The 15,996-nt window shown below is 70.0% G+C and carries 8 protein-coding genes and 1 tRNA gene; 3 read left to right on the plus strand and 6 right to left on the minus strand.

Going from position 1 to position 15,996, the window contains the following annotated elements:
* Positions 1-135: 135 nt before the first annotated feature.
* Positions 136-217, minus strand: a tRNA-Leu gene (locus tag AB0I43_RS09345).
* Between the two features lie 388 nt (positions 218-605).
* Between AB0I43_RS09345 and AB0I43_RS09350 the strand changes: the two genes are divergently transcribed.
* Positions 606-9,941 (plus strand): fatty acid synthase subunit beta domain-containing protein, encoded by a 9,336-nt coding sequence (locus tag AB0I43_RS09350; protein ID WP_356971267.1) that lies wholly within the window; start codon positions 606-608, stop codon positions 9,939-9,941.
* A gap of 169 nt (positions 9,942-10,110) precedes the next feature.
* Positions 10,111-10,548: a holo-ACP synthase gene (locus AB0I43_RS09355; RefSeq protein WP_356971265.1), complete on the plus strand. Its 438-nt coding sequence runs from the start codon at positions 10,111-10,113 to the stop codon at positions 10,546-10,548.
* On the opposite strand, the gene AB0I43_RS09360 is transcribed toward AB0I43_RS09355, so the two are convergent.
* The 3 genes from AB0I43_RS09360 to AB0I43_RS09370 are packed head-to-tail and all read right to left on the minus strand — an operon-like array spanning position 10,549 to position 12,544.
* On the minus strand, positions 10,549-11,205 hold the full coding sequence (locus AB0I43_RS09360; protein WP_356971263.1) for a Uma2 family endonuclease: 657 nt from the start codon (positions 11,203-11,205) through the stop codon (positions 10,549-10,551).
* A 60-nt stretch (positions 11,206-11,265) separates the two neighbouring features.
* Positions 11,266-11,907 (minus strand): hypothetical protein, encoded by a 642-nt coding sequence (locus tag AB0I43_RS09365; RefSeq protein WP_356971262.1) that lies wholly within the window; start codon positions 11,905-11,907, stop codon positions 11,266-11,268.
* Between the two features lie 16 nt (positions 11,908-11,923).
* Positions 11,924-12,544 (minus strand): TetR/AcrR family transcriptional regulator, encoded by a 621-nt coding sequence (locus tag AB0I43_RS09370; protein WP_356971445.1) that lies wholly within the window; start codon positions 12,542-12,544, stop codon positions 11,924-11,926.
* A 251-nt stretch (positions 12,545-12,795) separates the two neighbouring features.
* Between AB0I43_RS09370 and AB0I43_RS09375 the strand changes: the two genes are divergently transcribed.
* A complete protein-coding gene (locus AB0I43_RS09375; protein ID WP_356971261.1) occupies positions 12,796-14,085 on the plus strand; it encodes a hypothetical protein in 1,290 nt (429 codons plus the stop codon).
* Between the two features lie 55 nt (positions 14,086-14,140).
* Here the strand turns inward: AB0I43_RS09375 and AB0I43_RS09380 are convergent, their stop codons facing one another.
* Together AB0I43_RS09380 and AB0I43_RS09385 are read right to left on the minus strand one after the other, a co-directional pair.
* The gene (locus tag AB0I43_RS09380) at positions 14,141-14,911 is read right to left on the minus strand and encodes an ABC transporter permease (protein WP_356971259.1); all 771 of its coding nucleotides are present in this window, start codon (positions 14,909-14,911) and stop codon (positions 14,141-14,143) included.
* Positions 14,912-14,928: 17 nt separating this feature from the next.
* Complete coding sequence (locus tag AB0I43_RS09385) at positions 14,929-15,873, minus strand: ATP-binding cassette domain-containing protein (protein WP_356971258.1); 945 nt, start codon at positions 15,871-15,873, stop codon at positions 14,929-14,931.
* Between the last annotated feature and the right edge of the window lie 123 nt (positions 15,874-15,996).

Below are 15,996 nucleotides of genomic sequence, written 5' to 3' on the forward strand. Positions count from 1 at the left end.
CGAGCCCGCGCCCCCGAAGTGAGCGTATGCGCCGAGATTTCAAGCAGTGCACGAGGGTGAATCACTGGTGACCTCCTGTGTGCGAGAGCACTCGAACACAGTCCCGTCGAAAGTGGCATATATGCCAGGTTTTTGTGCGCGAGAGGGGACTTGAACCCCTACGTCCTAAGACACCAGAACCTAAATCTGGCGCGTCTGCCAATTTCGCCACTCGCGCTTGGTGGTACGACCGTCCAAACTCTACCGGCCTTGACCGGGATCGCGAAGCTCTGGATGGGCGTGGCGTACTCGCGAGTAACCCGACCTGGGGTTATAACGATTAGGTAACGGACAATATGAGGGGCACTCATGTTTCATCCGGGTAAGCAACCGGTAGACCTGCGCGTTCAAACGTGAGTTGGCCTCATGTTTCTTGGCATTCTGGTACGGACGTACGTAAATACCGGCGGGTAGGTGGCGAGTGGGGAGGCAAACGTGAGGCTTTCCTCATGATTTTGTGCAATCCTCGCCGTAATCAGGCCTAGAGGTTGAACAGCACCCTGCGTACCGGAGGGAGCGGCGTGTCCGTGCGGGCATGTCGCCAGGAGTAAGGAAGTCGAAGCGTCTTGACGATCAACGAGAGCACTGAGACCGGGACCGGACCGAACGCGAAGGTGGGTGCCCAGCGGGATCTGCGGGCGCCGTTGGTGGATCGTCTGCTGAGCGGTACTCCGTACGCGCTCGCATTCGGTGGGCAGGGCGCGCAATGGCTGGGCGAACTGGAGGAGATCGGGCGCGACAGCGCGCTGGAGCCGGAGCTGACCGCATTGGTCAACGAGGCGGCCGCGCTGCTGGAACCCGTTGCGGCGCAACTGCTGGTGGTGCGGCCGGTCGGCTTCGACCCGGTCGGCTGGATGCTCGAGGACGAGCTCGCCGACGACGAGGTCTCCGCGGCCCCGTCCGCGCCCGTGCTGCGTTCGGCCGCGGTGTCGATGCCCGGCGTGCTGTTGACGCAGATCGCGGCGCTCAAGGCCTTGAAGCTGCAGGGCCTGGACCCGGCCGAGCATGCCCCGGTGGCCGTGATCGGTCACTCGCAGGGCCGCCTGGCCGCGACGGCGGTGGAGTCCGCGGGCGCGCGCGACGCCGAACTGCTGGCGATCGCCCAATTGATCGGCGCCTCGGCGGGTCTGGTGGCCCGGCGGCGCGGCCTGATGCCGGTGGGTGAGAGCTCGCCGATGGTCGCGGTGTCCAATGTCGATCCGGCGCGGCTGCGCCAGGTGGTGGCCGAGGTCGCCCAGGGCGTGGATCCGCTGGCCGCCGCGGTGGTCTCGATCATCAACGGCCGCCGCCGCGCGGTGCTGTCCGGCACCCCGGCGCAGCTGGAGCGCGTGCGGCAGCGCTGCGCGCAGATTCACGACGAGCAGGCCAAGGCCCGCGACGCGAAGGCGCGCGGCGGCTCGGTGTTCGCGCCGGTCTTCGAGGATCTGACCGTCGACGTCGCCTTCCACCATCCCGCGCTGGCAGACACCGTGGAGCTGGTGAGCGGCTGGGCCGAGCAGTGCGGCCTGGACGCGGAGCTCGCGGGCGCGCTGACCCGGGAGATCCTGGTCGACCCGATCGACTGGGTCGAGATCGTGGACGGCACCGTGGCCGCGGGCAGCCAGTGGATCCTGGATCTGGGCCCGGGCGATCTGCTCAGCCGCCTCACCGCCGGCTCGCTCAAGGGCACCGGCGTCGGCATCGTGGCCGCGGCCACCCGGGCCGGACAGCGCAGCCTGCTCACCCCGGGCGCCGCGCCCGAGGTGGCCCAGCCGTGGACGGCGTTCGCGCCCAAGCCGGTGCGGCTGCCCAACGGCCGGATCGTCGTGGAGACGGCCTTCACCAAGCTGACCGGTCGTTCGCCGGTGCTGCTCGCGGGCATGACGCCCACCACCGTCGACGCGAAAATCGTTGCGGCGGCGGCCAACGCGGGCCACTGGGCGGAGCTGGCCGGTGGCGGCCAGGTGACCGAGCAGATCTTCGCCGACCGCGTCGCCGAGCTCAAGACGCTGCTGCAGCCGGGTCGCTCGGTGCAGTTCAACTCGCTGTTCCTGGACCCGTACCTGTGGAAGCTGCAGCTGGGCGGCAAGCGCCTGGTGCAGAAGGCCCGGGCCGCGGGCGCGCCGTTCGACGGCGTCATCGTCACCGCCGGCATTCCCGAGCTGGAAGAAGCCGTCGCGCTGATCGAGGAGCTGGCCGAGGTCGGCATCACGCACGTCGCGTTCAAGCCGGGCACCGTCGCCCAGATCCGCGCCGTGCTGCGCATCGCGGACGCGGCCCCGCAGTACCCGGTGATCATGCACATCGAGGGCGGCAAGGCCGGCGGGCACCACTCCTGGGAAGACCTGGACGACCTGCTGCTCGAGACCTACGCCGAACTGCGCAACCGCGACAACGTGGTGGTCTGCGTCGGCGGCGGCATCGGCACCCCCGAGCGCGCCACCGAATACCTGATCGGCGAGTGGGCCACCCCGTACGGCTACCCGGTGATGCCGCTGGACGGCGTGCTGATCGGCACCGCCGCCATGGCGACCCTCGAGGCCACCACCGCGCCCGAGGTCAAGCAGCTGCTGGTGGACACCCCCGGCACCCCCGACTGGGTCGGCGCGGGCACCGCTACCGGTGGAATGGCCTCGGGCCGTAGCCAATTGGGCGCGGACATCCACGAGATCGACAACGCCGCCTCGCGCACCGGCCGCCTGCTCGACGAGGTCGCCGGCGACGCCGCGGCCGTCGCGCGCCGCAAGGACGAGATCATCGCGGCGCTGAACGCCACCGCCAAGCCGTATTTCGGCGACGTCGCCACGATGACCTACCAGGACTGGCTGGAACGCTACGTCGAACTCGCGGTCGGCCTGGACCGCCGCAAGGACTTCGACTGCGGCAGCGACCTGGGCGAGGCCATCCTCGACGCCACCCGCTCGGTGTGGCTGGACATCACCTGGCGCGATCGCTTCGCGGAGATGGTGCGGCGCACCGAATCCCGCCTGCACCCGGTCGATCGGGGCGAGATCCCCACGCTGTTCGCCTCCGACGACGCCTTCGAGCGCCCGGTGGACGCGCTGTGCGCGCTGAAGGAGCAGTACCCGGCCGCCGCGCAGACCGTGCTGCACCCCGCCGACGTGCCGTTCTTCGTCAGCCTGTGCAAGACCCCCGGCAAGCCGGTGAACTTCGTGCCCGTCGTCGACGGCGATGTGCGCCGCTGGTGGCGCTCGGATTCGCTCTGGCAGGCCCATGATCCGCGCTACTCGGCCGACCAGGTGTGCGTCATCCCGGGCACCGTCGCGGTCGCGGGCATCACCCGCGTCGACGAGCCGGTCGGCGAGCTGCTGGACCGCTTCGAGCAGGACACGGCGTACTCGCTGGTCCGCGCCGGTGTGGCGCCGGTCGCGGTGGACGCGCGCCGGGTCGCCGGTGTGACCGCCGGCCCGATCGACGCGGTGCTGGCCGCGCCGGACGTCGAGTGGGCGGGTCGCACCACCATCAACCCCGTGCACCGCCTGGACGATCTGGACGAGTGGACCGTCGACGAGAACGGCGCGGTGCACCCGCGCACCGGCGCCACCCTGGTCGAGGCCGAGGGTCCGGAGGCCGATCACTCCTACGTCGAGCTGACGGTGCCGCTGCTGGGCCGGGACGCGGTGACCATCCGCATCACCGTTCCGGTCTCCACCTTCAACGGCGGCGCCCCGGTCGTCACCGAGGCCGACGCCGACGCCGCGATGTCCGCGCTGCTCGCGGTGGCGGCGGGCCAGTCGCTGCCGGAGGTCAAGAGCGGCGTCGCGCACCTCAACATCGCCTGGACCCCCGATCTCATCGCCGACCACGCCGGCGTCACCGGCTCGGGCATGCCGACCACGCTGAGCACCCTCGGCCGCACCGTCCCCGACGTGCTGGTGGGCGCGTGCTGGCCCGCCGTCTTCGCGGTACTCGGGGCGACCCGCACCGCCGAGGGCGCGAGCGTCATCGAGGGCATGCTGGATCTGGTCCACCTCGATCACCAGATCGAGCTGGCCGGCGAATTGCCCTCCGACACCAGTGTTCTGGTGGTCCGGGCGCAGGCGGGCGAGACCGTGGACACCGATATGGGCCGCGTCGTCGAGGTCCGGGTGAAGATCACCGGGATGCTGGACCGGCCCGAGACCGGGCTGTCCATGCCGACCGTGGCGACCCTCACCGAGCGCTTCGCCATCCGCGGCCGCAACGGCGCGGGCGAGCTGTCGGATCCGCCGCGCGCGGCGGGCAGCCTGTCCGACGCCGCCGTCGACACCCCGCGCCGGCGCCGCCGCGACGTGACCATCGTCGCGCCGCGCACCATGCACGCCTTCGCGCACGTCTCCGGCGACCACAACCCGATCCACACCAGCGAGTCCGCGGCCAAGCTGGCCGGGCTCGGCGCGCCGATCGTGCACGGCATGTGGCTCTCGGCCGCGGCGCAGCACGCGGTCTCCGCGGTGGATCCCGAAAGCAACGTTCCCGCACGCACTCTGACCGCGTGGACCACCCGCTTCCTGGGCATGGTCCGGCCCGGCGCCGAGATCGACGTCCGGGTCGAGCGGGTCGCGGTGGACGCGGGCAGCGAGATCATCGAGGTCTCCTGCCGCACCGGCGGCAACCTGGTGCTGACCGCGACCGGCCGCACCGCCGCCCCGAAGACCGTCTACGCCTTCCCGGGCCAGGGCATCCAGCGCAAGGGCATGGGCCTGGACGCGCGCTCGCGCTCCAAGGCCGCCAAGGAGATCTGGGACCGCGCCGACAAGCACACCCGCGACGCCCTCGGCTTCTCCATCCTCGCGGTGGTGCGCGACAACCCGACCTACCTCAAGGCGCGCGGCGTCGAGCACCGGCACCCCGACGGCGTGCTGCACCTGACTCAGTTCACCCAGGTCGCCATGGCGGTTCTCGGTGTCGCGCAGGTCGCCGAGTTGCGCGAGGCCGGCGCCTACGTCGAGGGCGCCATGCTGGCCGGGCACTCGGTGGGCGAATACAACGCGCTCGCCGCCGTCGCCGGAGTGCTGCCGCTGGAGGCGGTGCTCGAGGTGGTGTTCCAGCGCGGTTCGGCCATGCACGAGCTGGTGCCGCGCGACGCGCAGGGCCGTAGCGACTACCGGATGGCCGCGATCCGTCCCTCGCAGATCGGGCTGCCCGACAGCGAGGTCGTCGGGTTCGTCCAGGGCGTGGGCGAGCAGGTCGGCGAGTTCCTCGAGGTCGTCAACCTGAATCTGCGCGGGTCGCAGTACGCCATCGCGGGCACGGTCGCGGGCCTGGAAGCCCTGGAGACCGAAATCGACCGGCGCCGCGAGGAATTCGGCGGCAAGCGCGCCTTCATCCTGGTGCCCGGCATCGATGTCCCGTTCCACTCGACGGTGCTGCGCAAGGGTGTTCCGGAGTTCCGGCACAAGCTCGAGCAGCTGCTGCCCGAGGTGCTGGATCCGGCCGTCCTGCTCGGTCGCTACATCCCGAACCTGGTGCCGCGGCCGTTCAACCTGGAGCGTGAATTCCTCCAGGAGATCGCCGATCTGGTGCCGTCCGAGCCGCTGAACGCGGTGCTCGCCGACTTCGACGACTGGGCCCAGCGCCCGGCCGAGCTGTCGCGCGTGGTGCTGATCGAGCTGCTGGCCTGGCAGTTCGCCAGCCCGGTGCGCTGGATCGAAACCCAGGACCTGCTCTTCACCGACACCGCGCACGGCGGCCTCGGTGTCGAGCGGTTCGTCGAAATCGGTTTGGGCGCAACGCCTACCGTGGCGAACCTGGCCAGCCAGACGCTGAAACTGCCGGACTTCGGCGGCGTCACCGTCGAGGTGCTCAACATCGAGCGCGAGGCGGCGGTCGTGTACTCGACCGACACCGACCCCGCGCCGGTGGACGAGCCCGCCGACGAACCGGCCGAAACCGCCACGGCGGCAGCGCCGGTCGCCACCGCCGCGCCGGTCGCCGCCCCGGCTCCGTCCTCGGGCGGCCCCCGCCCGGACGACATCGCCTTCTCCGCCGCCGACGCCACCCGCGTGCTCATCGCGCTGTGGACCAAGTTGCGGCTGGACCAGATCGGCCCGGTCGACACCATCGAGGGCCTGTGCGACGGCGTCTCCTCGCGGCGCAACCAGTTGCTCGTCGACCTCGGCGCGGAGCTCTCGCTCGGCGCCATCGACGGCGCGGCCGACGCCGACATGGGCGCGCTCTCGGCCACCGTGGAACGTCTGGCCCGCACCTACAAGCCGTTCGGCTCGGTGCTCTCCGACGCCATCGGCGACCACCTGCGCAAGGTCTTCGGCCCGTCCGGCAAGCGGCCCGCCGCCATCGCCGAACGCGTCAAGAAGGTCTGGGAACTCGGTGACGGCTGGGCCAGCCACGTCACCGCCGAGGTCTCGCTCGGCACCCGCGAGGGCGCCAGCGTGCGCGGCGGCGATCTGGGCGGACTGGTCTCCGGCGCGCTCGGCGACGGCGCCTCGGTCGACGCGGCCATCGACGCCGCCGTGCAGGCGGTCGCCGCCCGGCGCGGTGTCGCGGTGTCGCTGCCCTCGGCCGGCGGCGGCGGGGGAGCGACCGTGGACGCGGCCGCCCTCGGCGAGTTCACCGAGCAGATCACCGGACGCGACGGCGTGCTCGCCACCGCGGCCCGGGTGGTGCTCGAGCAGCTCGGCCTGAGCGAGCGGATCTCCGCACCCGAGGCCACCCCGGACGCGCTGGTCGACCTGGTCTCGGCCGAATTGGGTTCGGACTGGCCGCGTCTGGTCGCGCCTGCGTTCGACGCCAAGAAGGCCGTGCTGATCGACGACCGCTGGGCCACCGCCCGCGAGGACCTGGTCACGCTGTGGCTGGGCGAGGATTCCGCCGAGATCGCTGTCGACGGGTACCTCGGTGCGGGTGAAGCAGTTGCCGCGCAGGCGAATTGGTGGCGCGAGCGGGCCAAGCACGAGGCCCGCTCGGTGCTGGCCGGTGTCTACGGCCGCATCGCCGAGGCCGCGCTGAGCACCGAGGACGCCGGGCTGTGGTCCGACGACATCGCCGTGATCACCGGTGCGAGCAAGGGTTCCATCGCGGCCGCGGTCACCGGGCGGCTGCTCGGCGGCGGTGCCACCGTGGTGGTCACCACCTCCGGCCTCAACGACGATCGCCTGGCCTTCTACCGGAAGCTGTACCGCGACAACGCCCGCCACGGCGCGGCGCTGTGGGTGGTGCCCGCCAACATGGCCTCCTACTCCGACATCGACGCGCTGATCGACTGGGTCGGCACCGAGCAGGTCGACAACGCGGGCGGCGCCAAGGTCAAGACCAAGGACGCGATGACCCCGACCCTGCTGCTGCCGTTCGCGGCGCCGCGGGTCGCGGGCGACCTGGCCGACGCCGGCGCCCGCGCCGAAATGGAGATGCGGGTCCTGCTCTGGTCGGTCGAGCGGCTGCTCGGCGGGCTGTCCAAGCTCGGCGCCGACCACGACGTGGACGCGAAACTCCATGTGGTGCTGCCGGGTTCGCCCAACCGCGGCATGTTCGGCGGCGACGGCGCCTACGGCGAGGCCAAGGCCGCGCTGGACGCGATCGTGGCCAAGTGGCGGGCCGAGAAGTCCTGGTCCTCGCGGGTCACCCTGGTGCACGCGCTGATCGGCTGGGTGCGCGGCACCGGCCTGATGGGCGGCAACGACCCGATGGTCGCAGCCGTCGAGAAGGCCGGCGTGCAGACCTGGTCCACCACCGAGATGGCCGACGAGCTGCTCAAGTGGTGCACCTCGCGGGCCCGGCAGGTCACCCTCACCGGACCGCAGCAGATCGACCTCACCGGCGGGCTCGCGCGCGCCAAGCTGGATCTGCCCGCGCTGGCCAAGCAGGCGGCCGAGCAGGTCGAAGAGCAGACCGCGGAAGCCGAAGCGGCGGTGACGATTCCGGCGCTGCCCGCGCCGCCCACCCTGAGCTCGGCGCTGCCGGTGCCGGAGTGGGGCGAGGTCACCGCCGACCTCGCGGACATGGTCGTCATCGTCGGCGCCGGCGAGCTCGGCCCCTACGGTTCGGCCCGCACCCGCTTCGAGGTCGAGGTCGACGCCGAGCTCTCCGCCGCGGGCGTGCTGGAGCTGGCCTGGACCACCGGCCTGGTCACCTGGGAGAACGATCCCAAGCCGGGCTGGTACGACACCGAATCCGGCGACTTCGTGCCGGAATCGGAGCTGGCCGAGCGCTACCACGACACCGTCGTCGAACGCTGCGGTGTGCGCCGCTACGCCGACGAGGGCGCCATGGTCGACAACACCTCGCCGCTGATGACGTCGGTGTTCCTCGACCAGGACCTGTCCTTCACCGTCGGCAGCGAGGCCGAGGCCCGTGCCTTCCACGCGGCCAACCCGGAGCAGACGATCATCACCCCGGTCGCCGACTCCGGCGACTGGACCGTGACGCGCAAGGCGGGCACCGAGATCCGGGTGCCGCGCCGGGCCAAGCTGTCGCGCACCGTCGGCGGCCAGATCCCGACCGGCTGGGACCCGACCATCTGGGGTATCTCCGCCGATATGGCCGCCTCGGTGGACCGGGTGGCGCTGTGGAACATCGTCTGCACCGTGGACGCGTTCCTGTCCTCCGGGTTCAGCCCGGCCGAGCTGATGAGCTGGGTGCACCCCTCGCTGGTGGCCAACACCCAGGGCACCGGCATGGGCGGCATGTCCTCGATGCGCTCGCTCTACATCGACAACCTGCTCGGTGAGCCGCGACCGAACGACATTCTGCAAGAAGCGCTTCCGAACGTGGCGCTGGCGCATGTCGTGCAGTCCTACGTCGGCAGCTACGGCGCGATGGTGCATCCGGTCGCGGCCTGCGCGACGGCGGCGGTGTCGGTCGAGGAAGGCGTCGACAAGATCAAGCTCGGCAAGGCCGAACTGGTCGTCGCCGGCGGCTACGACGATCTCGGCATCGAAGGCATCGTCGGCTTCGGTGACATGTCGGCCACCGCGGACTCGGCGGCCATGAGCGCCAAGGGCATCAGCGACCGCTACTTCTCCCGCGCCAATGATCGCCGCCGCGGCGGGTTCGTCGAATCGCAGGGCGGCGGCACGGTGCTGCTGGCCCGCGGTGACGTGGCGCTGGAAATGGGTCTGCCGGTGCTCGGCGTGGTCGCCTACGCGCAGTCCTTCGCCGATGGCGTGCACACCTCCATCCCCGCGCCCGGGCTCGGTGCGCTGGGTGCGGGTCGCGGTGGCGCGGATTCGCGGTTCGCGGTCGAGCTGCGCAAGCTCGGCGTCGGCGCGGACGACATCGCGGTGATCTCCAAGCACGACACCTCCACCGCCGCCAACGATCCCAACGAGTCCGAGCTGCACGAGCGCCTCGCCACGGCGATCGGGCGCTCCGAGGGCGCGCCGCTGTTCGTGGTGTCGCAGAAGAGCCTGACCGGGCACGCCAAGGGCGGCGCGGCCGCGTTCCAGCTGATCGGCCTGTGCCAGGTGCTGGAAAACGGTGTGGTGCCGCCGAATCGGAGCCTGGACTGCGTCGACGAGAAGATGCAGGCCTACCCGCACCTGGTGTGGGCGCGGGAGCCGCTGCGCTTCGGCGAGCGCTTCCCGCTCAAGGCCGGTCTGGTCACCTCGCTCGGCTTCGGGCACGTGTCCGGTCTGCTCGCGATCGTGCACCCGGAGGCGTTCATCCAGGCGATCGCGCCGGGCCGTCGCGAGGAGTACCAGGCCAAGGCCCAGGAGCGGCAGCTGTCGGGCCGGCAGCGTTTCGCCGAGGCCATGTGCGGCGGCGCTCCGCTCTACGAGCGTCCGGCGGATCGGCGCCTGGGCGCGGACGGGACGCCCGCCAAGCAGATCCGGCAGCTGGAGGCCGATGTCCTGCTCTCGCCGGAGGCGCGGCTGGGCGAGGCCGGCACCTACCGGGCGGACGGATTCGGTTGCGGCACCGGCGCTGTGATCGTGGGCCAATCCGATCAGGGTGCTACCTCGTAGTGACCTCTGCCACTACGCTGCACTGAGAAACCGAGGGGCAGCCGCTGTCGAGCGGCTGCCCTTTCGCTCGACACCGCGGCCTGAGCTCAGCGCCCGGAGGCGGCGGCGCAGCGTGATCATGAAGGGCGTCGTGCAGGCCGCCGATTAGACATTGAGGAGCCACAACGCAGTGACCATCCTGGGTATCGGTCTGGATCTGGTGACCATCTCCGAGTTCGCCGAACAACTCGAACGCTCCGGAACCACCATGGTCCGGGAAAGTTTCACCGCCGGCGAGCGACGCTACTGCCAGAGCAAGCCGACCGATTCGGCGCGCCACTACGCCGCGCGCTGGGCCGCGAAGGAAGCCGTCATCAAGGCCTGGGCTTCCACCCGCTTCGCCCGCTCCCCCCAGATCGGTGACAACCCCTACCCGCTGATCGAGGTCGTCAACGACGCCTGGGGCCGCCCCAGCATCAAATTGCACGGCCTCGCAGCGGAATTCCTGCCCCGAGTGCGAGTCCACCTTTCGCTCACCCACGACGGCGACACCGCGGCCGCGATGGTCGTGCTCGAAGATCCGGGTGAGCTCGCCGACATCATCGAGGGGCGCAGCGCGACGAAATAGTCAGAACGCGAGCTCTTCCCAGGAGATTCGGATCGGGAACGGGAGATCGATGTGGATCCCGGCCGGATCTGTGCGCGGAGTCCATTCGAACAGTTTGATGTAGGACGGCCCGTTCATGGCGGCCACGTCATCGAAAACACCCGCAAAATGGTCGAAAAGGCAGTACACGGTCACGCTTGCGATGCCGCGTGGCTGACGGGAGAGCTCGACCTCCCAGTACATCGGGATTCGGCCGGCTGCGTACTTCCGCTTCTCGGCCTCGATATCGTCCGCCGAATTGGAGGGCGACAACACCTCGCCGACGATGACCGCCTGATCGGCGTACACCGATTCGAATCCGGTCGGCAGGCAGCGATAGACCATGAAATCCGGTGTGACGAAGTCGTTCTTGCTGCCGCGCTGGAAGAAGACGTTCAACTCGGTGGACGCCGACCAGCATTGTTCGGGGTAGTCGGAGCGGTGTTGCATGGCGCAGCGTTTGAGCGCGTTACGAAGTTCGACCGCCGCGTCGGTGTGCGCGGCGGAGCCTGTCCGCGTCCAGACGACGCGCCCTTCCCACAGCTCGATCTGCCGGGCCACCTGATCGGGAAGTTCGCTCAGCTCTTCCCAGGTCATGTACTCCGGAAGGTCCGGCCGCGCATCATGCGGAATCGACATGATTCGATCCTAGCTTCGGTCCGCAGCTCCGGGATTTTCTTTTCCTGCCCTCGCCGACAGTCAGAACGCGAGCTCTTCCCAGGAGATTTGGATGGGGAACGGCAGGTCGAACCGGATGCCGTCGGGGGTCTGCTCGGGTGTCCACTCGGCGACCGGTAGATAGTTTTCCGATTGCCGCGGTGCCAACCCGGGCCACACCTCGTCGACTCGCACCATAGCGGAGACCGTTACGCGATCGATATGACGCAAGTCGCGCGCCAGTTCGACCTCCCAGTGCCATGTGATCGCTGCGGCCGCGGCGCGTCTGCGCCGGTCCGCGATCTCGCAGGAGTCGCTGGCGATGGAAATGACCTGGCCCACAAGGTCGACGGAGTCGATGTCGATCTGCGCGTAGTCGTTCGGTGGGCATCGGTAGACGCTGAAATCCAGGCTCAGGAAGCTGTCTTCGGCGAAGATGCTGGTTCCCGCCGTGGCGCGCCAGCATCGCTCGGGATGTGCCTGCCGGTCGGCGCGGGCGTTCCGCAGCAGGGCGTTCCTGAACTCGATCGCATAGTGCTGATGCTCCAGCGGGCCATTCCGGAAGTGCGATACCTGGCCGTGCCAACGTTCGCTCTCGCGCGGCACCGCTGTCTCCATGTCCAGGTCCGGCCAGCTCGGCGAGCCGGTACGACACGGCCGCCGTCTGTCATGCGAAATCGGCATGACCAGAGGGTAGCTCTCAGCTGCCGCTGGCGGAACGGGATTCCTTCTCTGCCACAAGCAGATACGCGACCATGAGCCGCTTCAGCTCCGAGACGGCGTCCTTGTGCGATTGCTCGTCCTGGACCGAGAAGTTCAGCATCGAGTAGACGACGTGCACCAAGACCTCGGCCATCATGGTGCGGCGGACGCGGGGGGTGCGCGGGGTGAGCGGGCGCAGCATCTGCGCGACGACTTCGGCGAATTCCTTCTCGTGGATCGCGCCGGTCGCCCGGGTGGAGGGCGTGGACTGCATGGCCAGCCAGACTTCGCGGCGGGACGGGTCGGTCATCCACAGTCCGGCCATGTGGTCGACGAACTGATTCATGTGCCGCAACCAGTCCAGCGAGGGAACCTCGCCGTGGAAGTCGGCCAGCTCCTGGGAGACCGCCACCAGGTCTTGACGATTCAGTTCGCAGACGATCACGTACTTGTTGGCGAAGAACTGGTAGAGGGTGCCGATCGGCACCTCCGCGCGGGCGGCGACCTCTTCACAGGTGAAGGATTCGAACCCGACCTCGGTGAGCAATTCACGGGAAGCCTGCAGCAGCGCGTCGAACTTCCGCTTGCTGCGCTCCTGGGTGGGCCGGCGGCGCGGCATGAGTTCCTGCGGGTCGTCCTGCAACTCCAACGCGGGGTCCAGGTGCCGCTTTGCCCTGGCCTCCGTGTGCACATCCACCTATTCAGGCTAGCGGTACCGACACGCGCGCGACACGCGCATGCGTTCTGCGTGTCCAAGGTCTGTCACATTTCACCACCCATCCGCGCCCGTCGCAGGGCCGAACACATACCGAGCGCGCGTGCATTCGCGTGTCTTACCGAGTTGAGGGTTCACACCGGGAAGGCGTATCTGTGGTAGCTCGATCTGTGGTCACCCTAGGCGTATCCACCGAGCGCGGCGCCGTGCACGCGGTAGCGCTGGCCGAATCCGGCGAGCGGCTACCGGAACGCGTGCTGCTGCATCGAGTGGCGAAAACACCGGGCGACAGCAAGGCCGAAGTCGCGGCCACCGTGCACAACCTGCTGACGAGGATCGCCGCCGAAGTCGAGGACGAGCTGGAGATCGCGGGCGCCGCGATCGCCTACCGCGACGCCGCCGAGCGTCGCGCCGTCGTCACCGAACTGGCCTCCGGGCCTTGGCATACGGCGTCGCTCGTCTCGACGAAGGCCGCGCACCTGAGCGTGGCGGGCGCCATGACCTGGCTGGACGAGTTCGACGATCTGGTCGTCTGCGAGGTGGTGCCGGGGTATCAGGCGTTCACCCTGGTAGACCGCTACCGCGGCCGCGTGCTGGCCGCGACCAGCCAGACCGGCGGCGCCACCGAGGAGTCGCTGGGCACGGCGGTCACCGCCGCGTGGGATCAGTTCGAGGCCGCCGCCGTGCGCCCCGACGCGGTCGTGCTGATCGGTTCCGCGGCGGACGCACCCGCCGTGCGCGCCGCGGTGGACGGTTTCGGCGCCCCCGTGCTGCCGTGCCGGCTCGCCCGCACCGCCCCCGCGGTGGGCGCGGCGCTGTTCGCCATGGCGGATGTGAGTGGTCTCACCGAGGCCGCGGAGGCGGGGCATCCGGTGCGGGGCACCGCGGCGGTGTTCGCGGCGGCCAGTGTGCTGGCGGGCGGTCTCGTCGTCGGCGGCCTGTACGTCACCAACTCGCGGACCACGCCCGCGGTGGTGGCCGACACCCGCCTGGGCGCGGACAACCGGGTGATCGTGGACACTGGTTCCGGCTCCCCGGAGTCGGGTTCGGCGAGCGGTTCCTCGGCGGGCATCTCGGTCGACCCGGCCGGCCCGATCTCCGGTACCGGCGCGGCGCCCGAGCCGACGATCGTGGTGCTGGACGCCCCGTCGAGCACCGGCACACAGTCGCTGGTCGGTTCGCGGTGGGGTCAGCACAGGCCGGAGTCCGCCGTGCCGCTCGAGCAGCTCGGCGAGACGCATCAGTCGCAGCCGGGCCTGACCTCGCTGATGCCGGGGACCGGCATTCCGGGCAGCACCACGAAGGTGGGCGCACCGAACGGTTCGCTGCTGTTCCCGGGTGAGGCGCCGCCGCCGCCGGCCTTCACGCCGGAGTCCTACCAGTGGTGGGACAACCACGTCCGGATGATGATGACGTGGGCGTCCCAGCAGGTCATGCCCGCCTGACGCAGGCGAACGCGAAAGGCCCGGCGCCACCTTGCGCCGGGCCTTTCGCGTGCGGTCAGTCCCGGGTGCGCAGCCGCAGCAGATGCGCGGCCGCCGCGTACCCGGCCAGTCCGATCACCGAGCACCACAGCACCGCCAGCCAGGCGCTGTCGCCGATCGGCGTCTCCATCAGCAGGCCGCGCACCGTCTCGATCACCGGGGTGACCGGCTGGTTCTCGGCGAACCAGTGCAGAGCGCTCGGCATCGACTCCGGCGGCACGAACGCACTGCTCACGTACGGCAGGAACATGAAGACGAAGGTGAAGCCGTTGGCTGCCTCCGGATTCTTGGCCAGCACGCCGACCGCCGCGGCCACCCAGGACAGCGCGAAGACGAACAGCGCGATGACCCCGAGCGCGCCGAGCCAGCGCAGCGGGTCGGTGGTCGGCCGGAAGCCGAGCGCCACGGCCACTCCCATGACGATTCCGGTGGTGATCATGTTGCGGATCAGGCTCTCGATCACATGCCCGGTGAGCACCGCGGTCCGCGAGATGGCCATGGTGCGGAAGCGGTCGATGATGCCGTTGGTGAGGTCGGTGGTCAGGGCGGGTGCGGTGACGCCGGCTCCGAATCCCGCGCACAGCAGGATGATTCCGGGCACCACGTAGTCGATGTAGGCGCCGGGGCCGACGTCCATCGCGCCCCCGAAGACGTAGACGAACATCAGCAGGATGACGACCGGCAGGGCGATGGTCACGATCATCGAGTCGGGGCTGCGCAGGGTGTGCCGGATATTGCGATCGAGCATGGTGCCCGCGTCGACGGCGGCGCGCGTGAGTGTGGTCATGGTCGTGGTCCCTTCGGTCACGCCGCGGTCTTGGCCGGATGGCCGGTCAGGGCGAAGAAGACGTCGTCCAGATCGGGCACGTGCACGGTGACCTGGTCGACGGTGATGGCGAGCTCGTCGAGGCGGTTGAGCAGCTTGCGCACCTCGTCGGCGTGGCCGCTCGCGGGCACCTGCAGGCTCAGCTGTTCGGCGTCGGCCTGACCTTCGACGGTGCGCGCGGCGGCGGCGAGGGCGGCGCGATCGGGGAAGGTCAGCCGGATGTGGCCGCCCGGGGCGAGCCGCTTGAGTTCGGCGGGTGTGCCTTCGGCGACGATCTTTCCGTTGTCCAGCACCGCGATTCGATCGGCGAGCTGGTCGGCTTCCTCCAGGTACTGCGTGGTGAGGAAGACGGTGGCGCCCTCGGCGGCGAGCCGCCGGATGACCGCCCAGAGGTCGCGGCGGCTGCGCGGATCCAGGCCGGTGGTGGGTTCGTCGAGGAAGATGATGCGGGGGCGGCCCATCAGGCTCATGGCCAGGTCGAGGCGGCGGCGCATGCCCCCGGAGTAGGCGCCGGCCCGGCGGTCGGCGGCCTCGGTGAGGTCGAAGCGGTCGAGCAGTTCGACGGTGCGCGACTGTGTCTCGGCGCGATCCAGGTGCAGGAGTTTGCCGGTGAGCCGGAGGTTCTCGGTGCCGGTGAGCACCTCGTCGACCGCGGAGTACTGGCCGGTGACGCCGATCAGCGCGCGCACCGCGTCGGCCTCGTGCCGCACGTCGTGGCCGAAGACCCGGGCCTCGCCCGCGGTGGGCGCGCTGAGGGTGGCGAGGATGCGGACCAGGGTGGTTTTGCCCGCGCCGTTGGGCCCGAGCAGGGAGAAGATCGTGCCGGCGGGAACGGTCAGGTCGATGCCGTCGAGCACCACGGTGTCGCCGAAGGACTTGGCGAGCCGGTGCACCGCGAGGGCGGGTGGCGGGTGAGGGGACATGAGGAAGGCTCCGATCCAAAACTGTGTATGCACTAAACTCAGTTTATAGGGTAAACAGTTATTGTGCGCAAGACCCCACCCGAATCGGGGACCGAGTGCGCGACCGGGTTCCGTGGCGCGCAG

It is taken from the genome of Nocardia sp. NPDC050435, assembly GCF_040655395.1.
In the GTDB taxonomy this organism is placed as follows: Bacteria; Actinomycetota; Actinomycetes; order Mycobacteriales; family Mycobacteriaceae; genus Nocardia.

Bases quoted from the DNA above. Each gene is read 5' to 3' on its own strand.
- AB0I43_RS09360 (WP_356971263.1), bottom strand. From the start codon at position 11,205: ATGTCGATTCCGCATGATGCGCGGCCGGACCTTCCGGAGTACATGACC.
- AB0I43_RS09365 (WP_356971262.1), bottom strand. From the start codon at position 11,907: ATGCCGATTTCGCATGACAGACGGCGGCCGTGTCGTACCGGCTCGCCG.
- AB0I43_RS09370 (WP_356971445.1), bottom strand. From the start codon at position 12,544: ATGCCGCGCCGCCGGCCCACCCAGGAGCGCAGCAAGCGGAAGTTCGAC.
- AB0I43_RS09380 (WP_356971259.1), bottom strand. From the start codon at position 14,911: ATGACCACACTCACGCGCGCCGCCGTCGACGCGGGCACCATGCTCGAT.
- AB0I43_RS09385 (WP_356971258.1), bottom strand. From the start codon at position 15,873: ATGTCCCCTCACCCGCCACCCGCCCTCGCGGTGCACCGGCTCGCCAAG.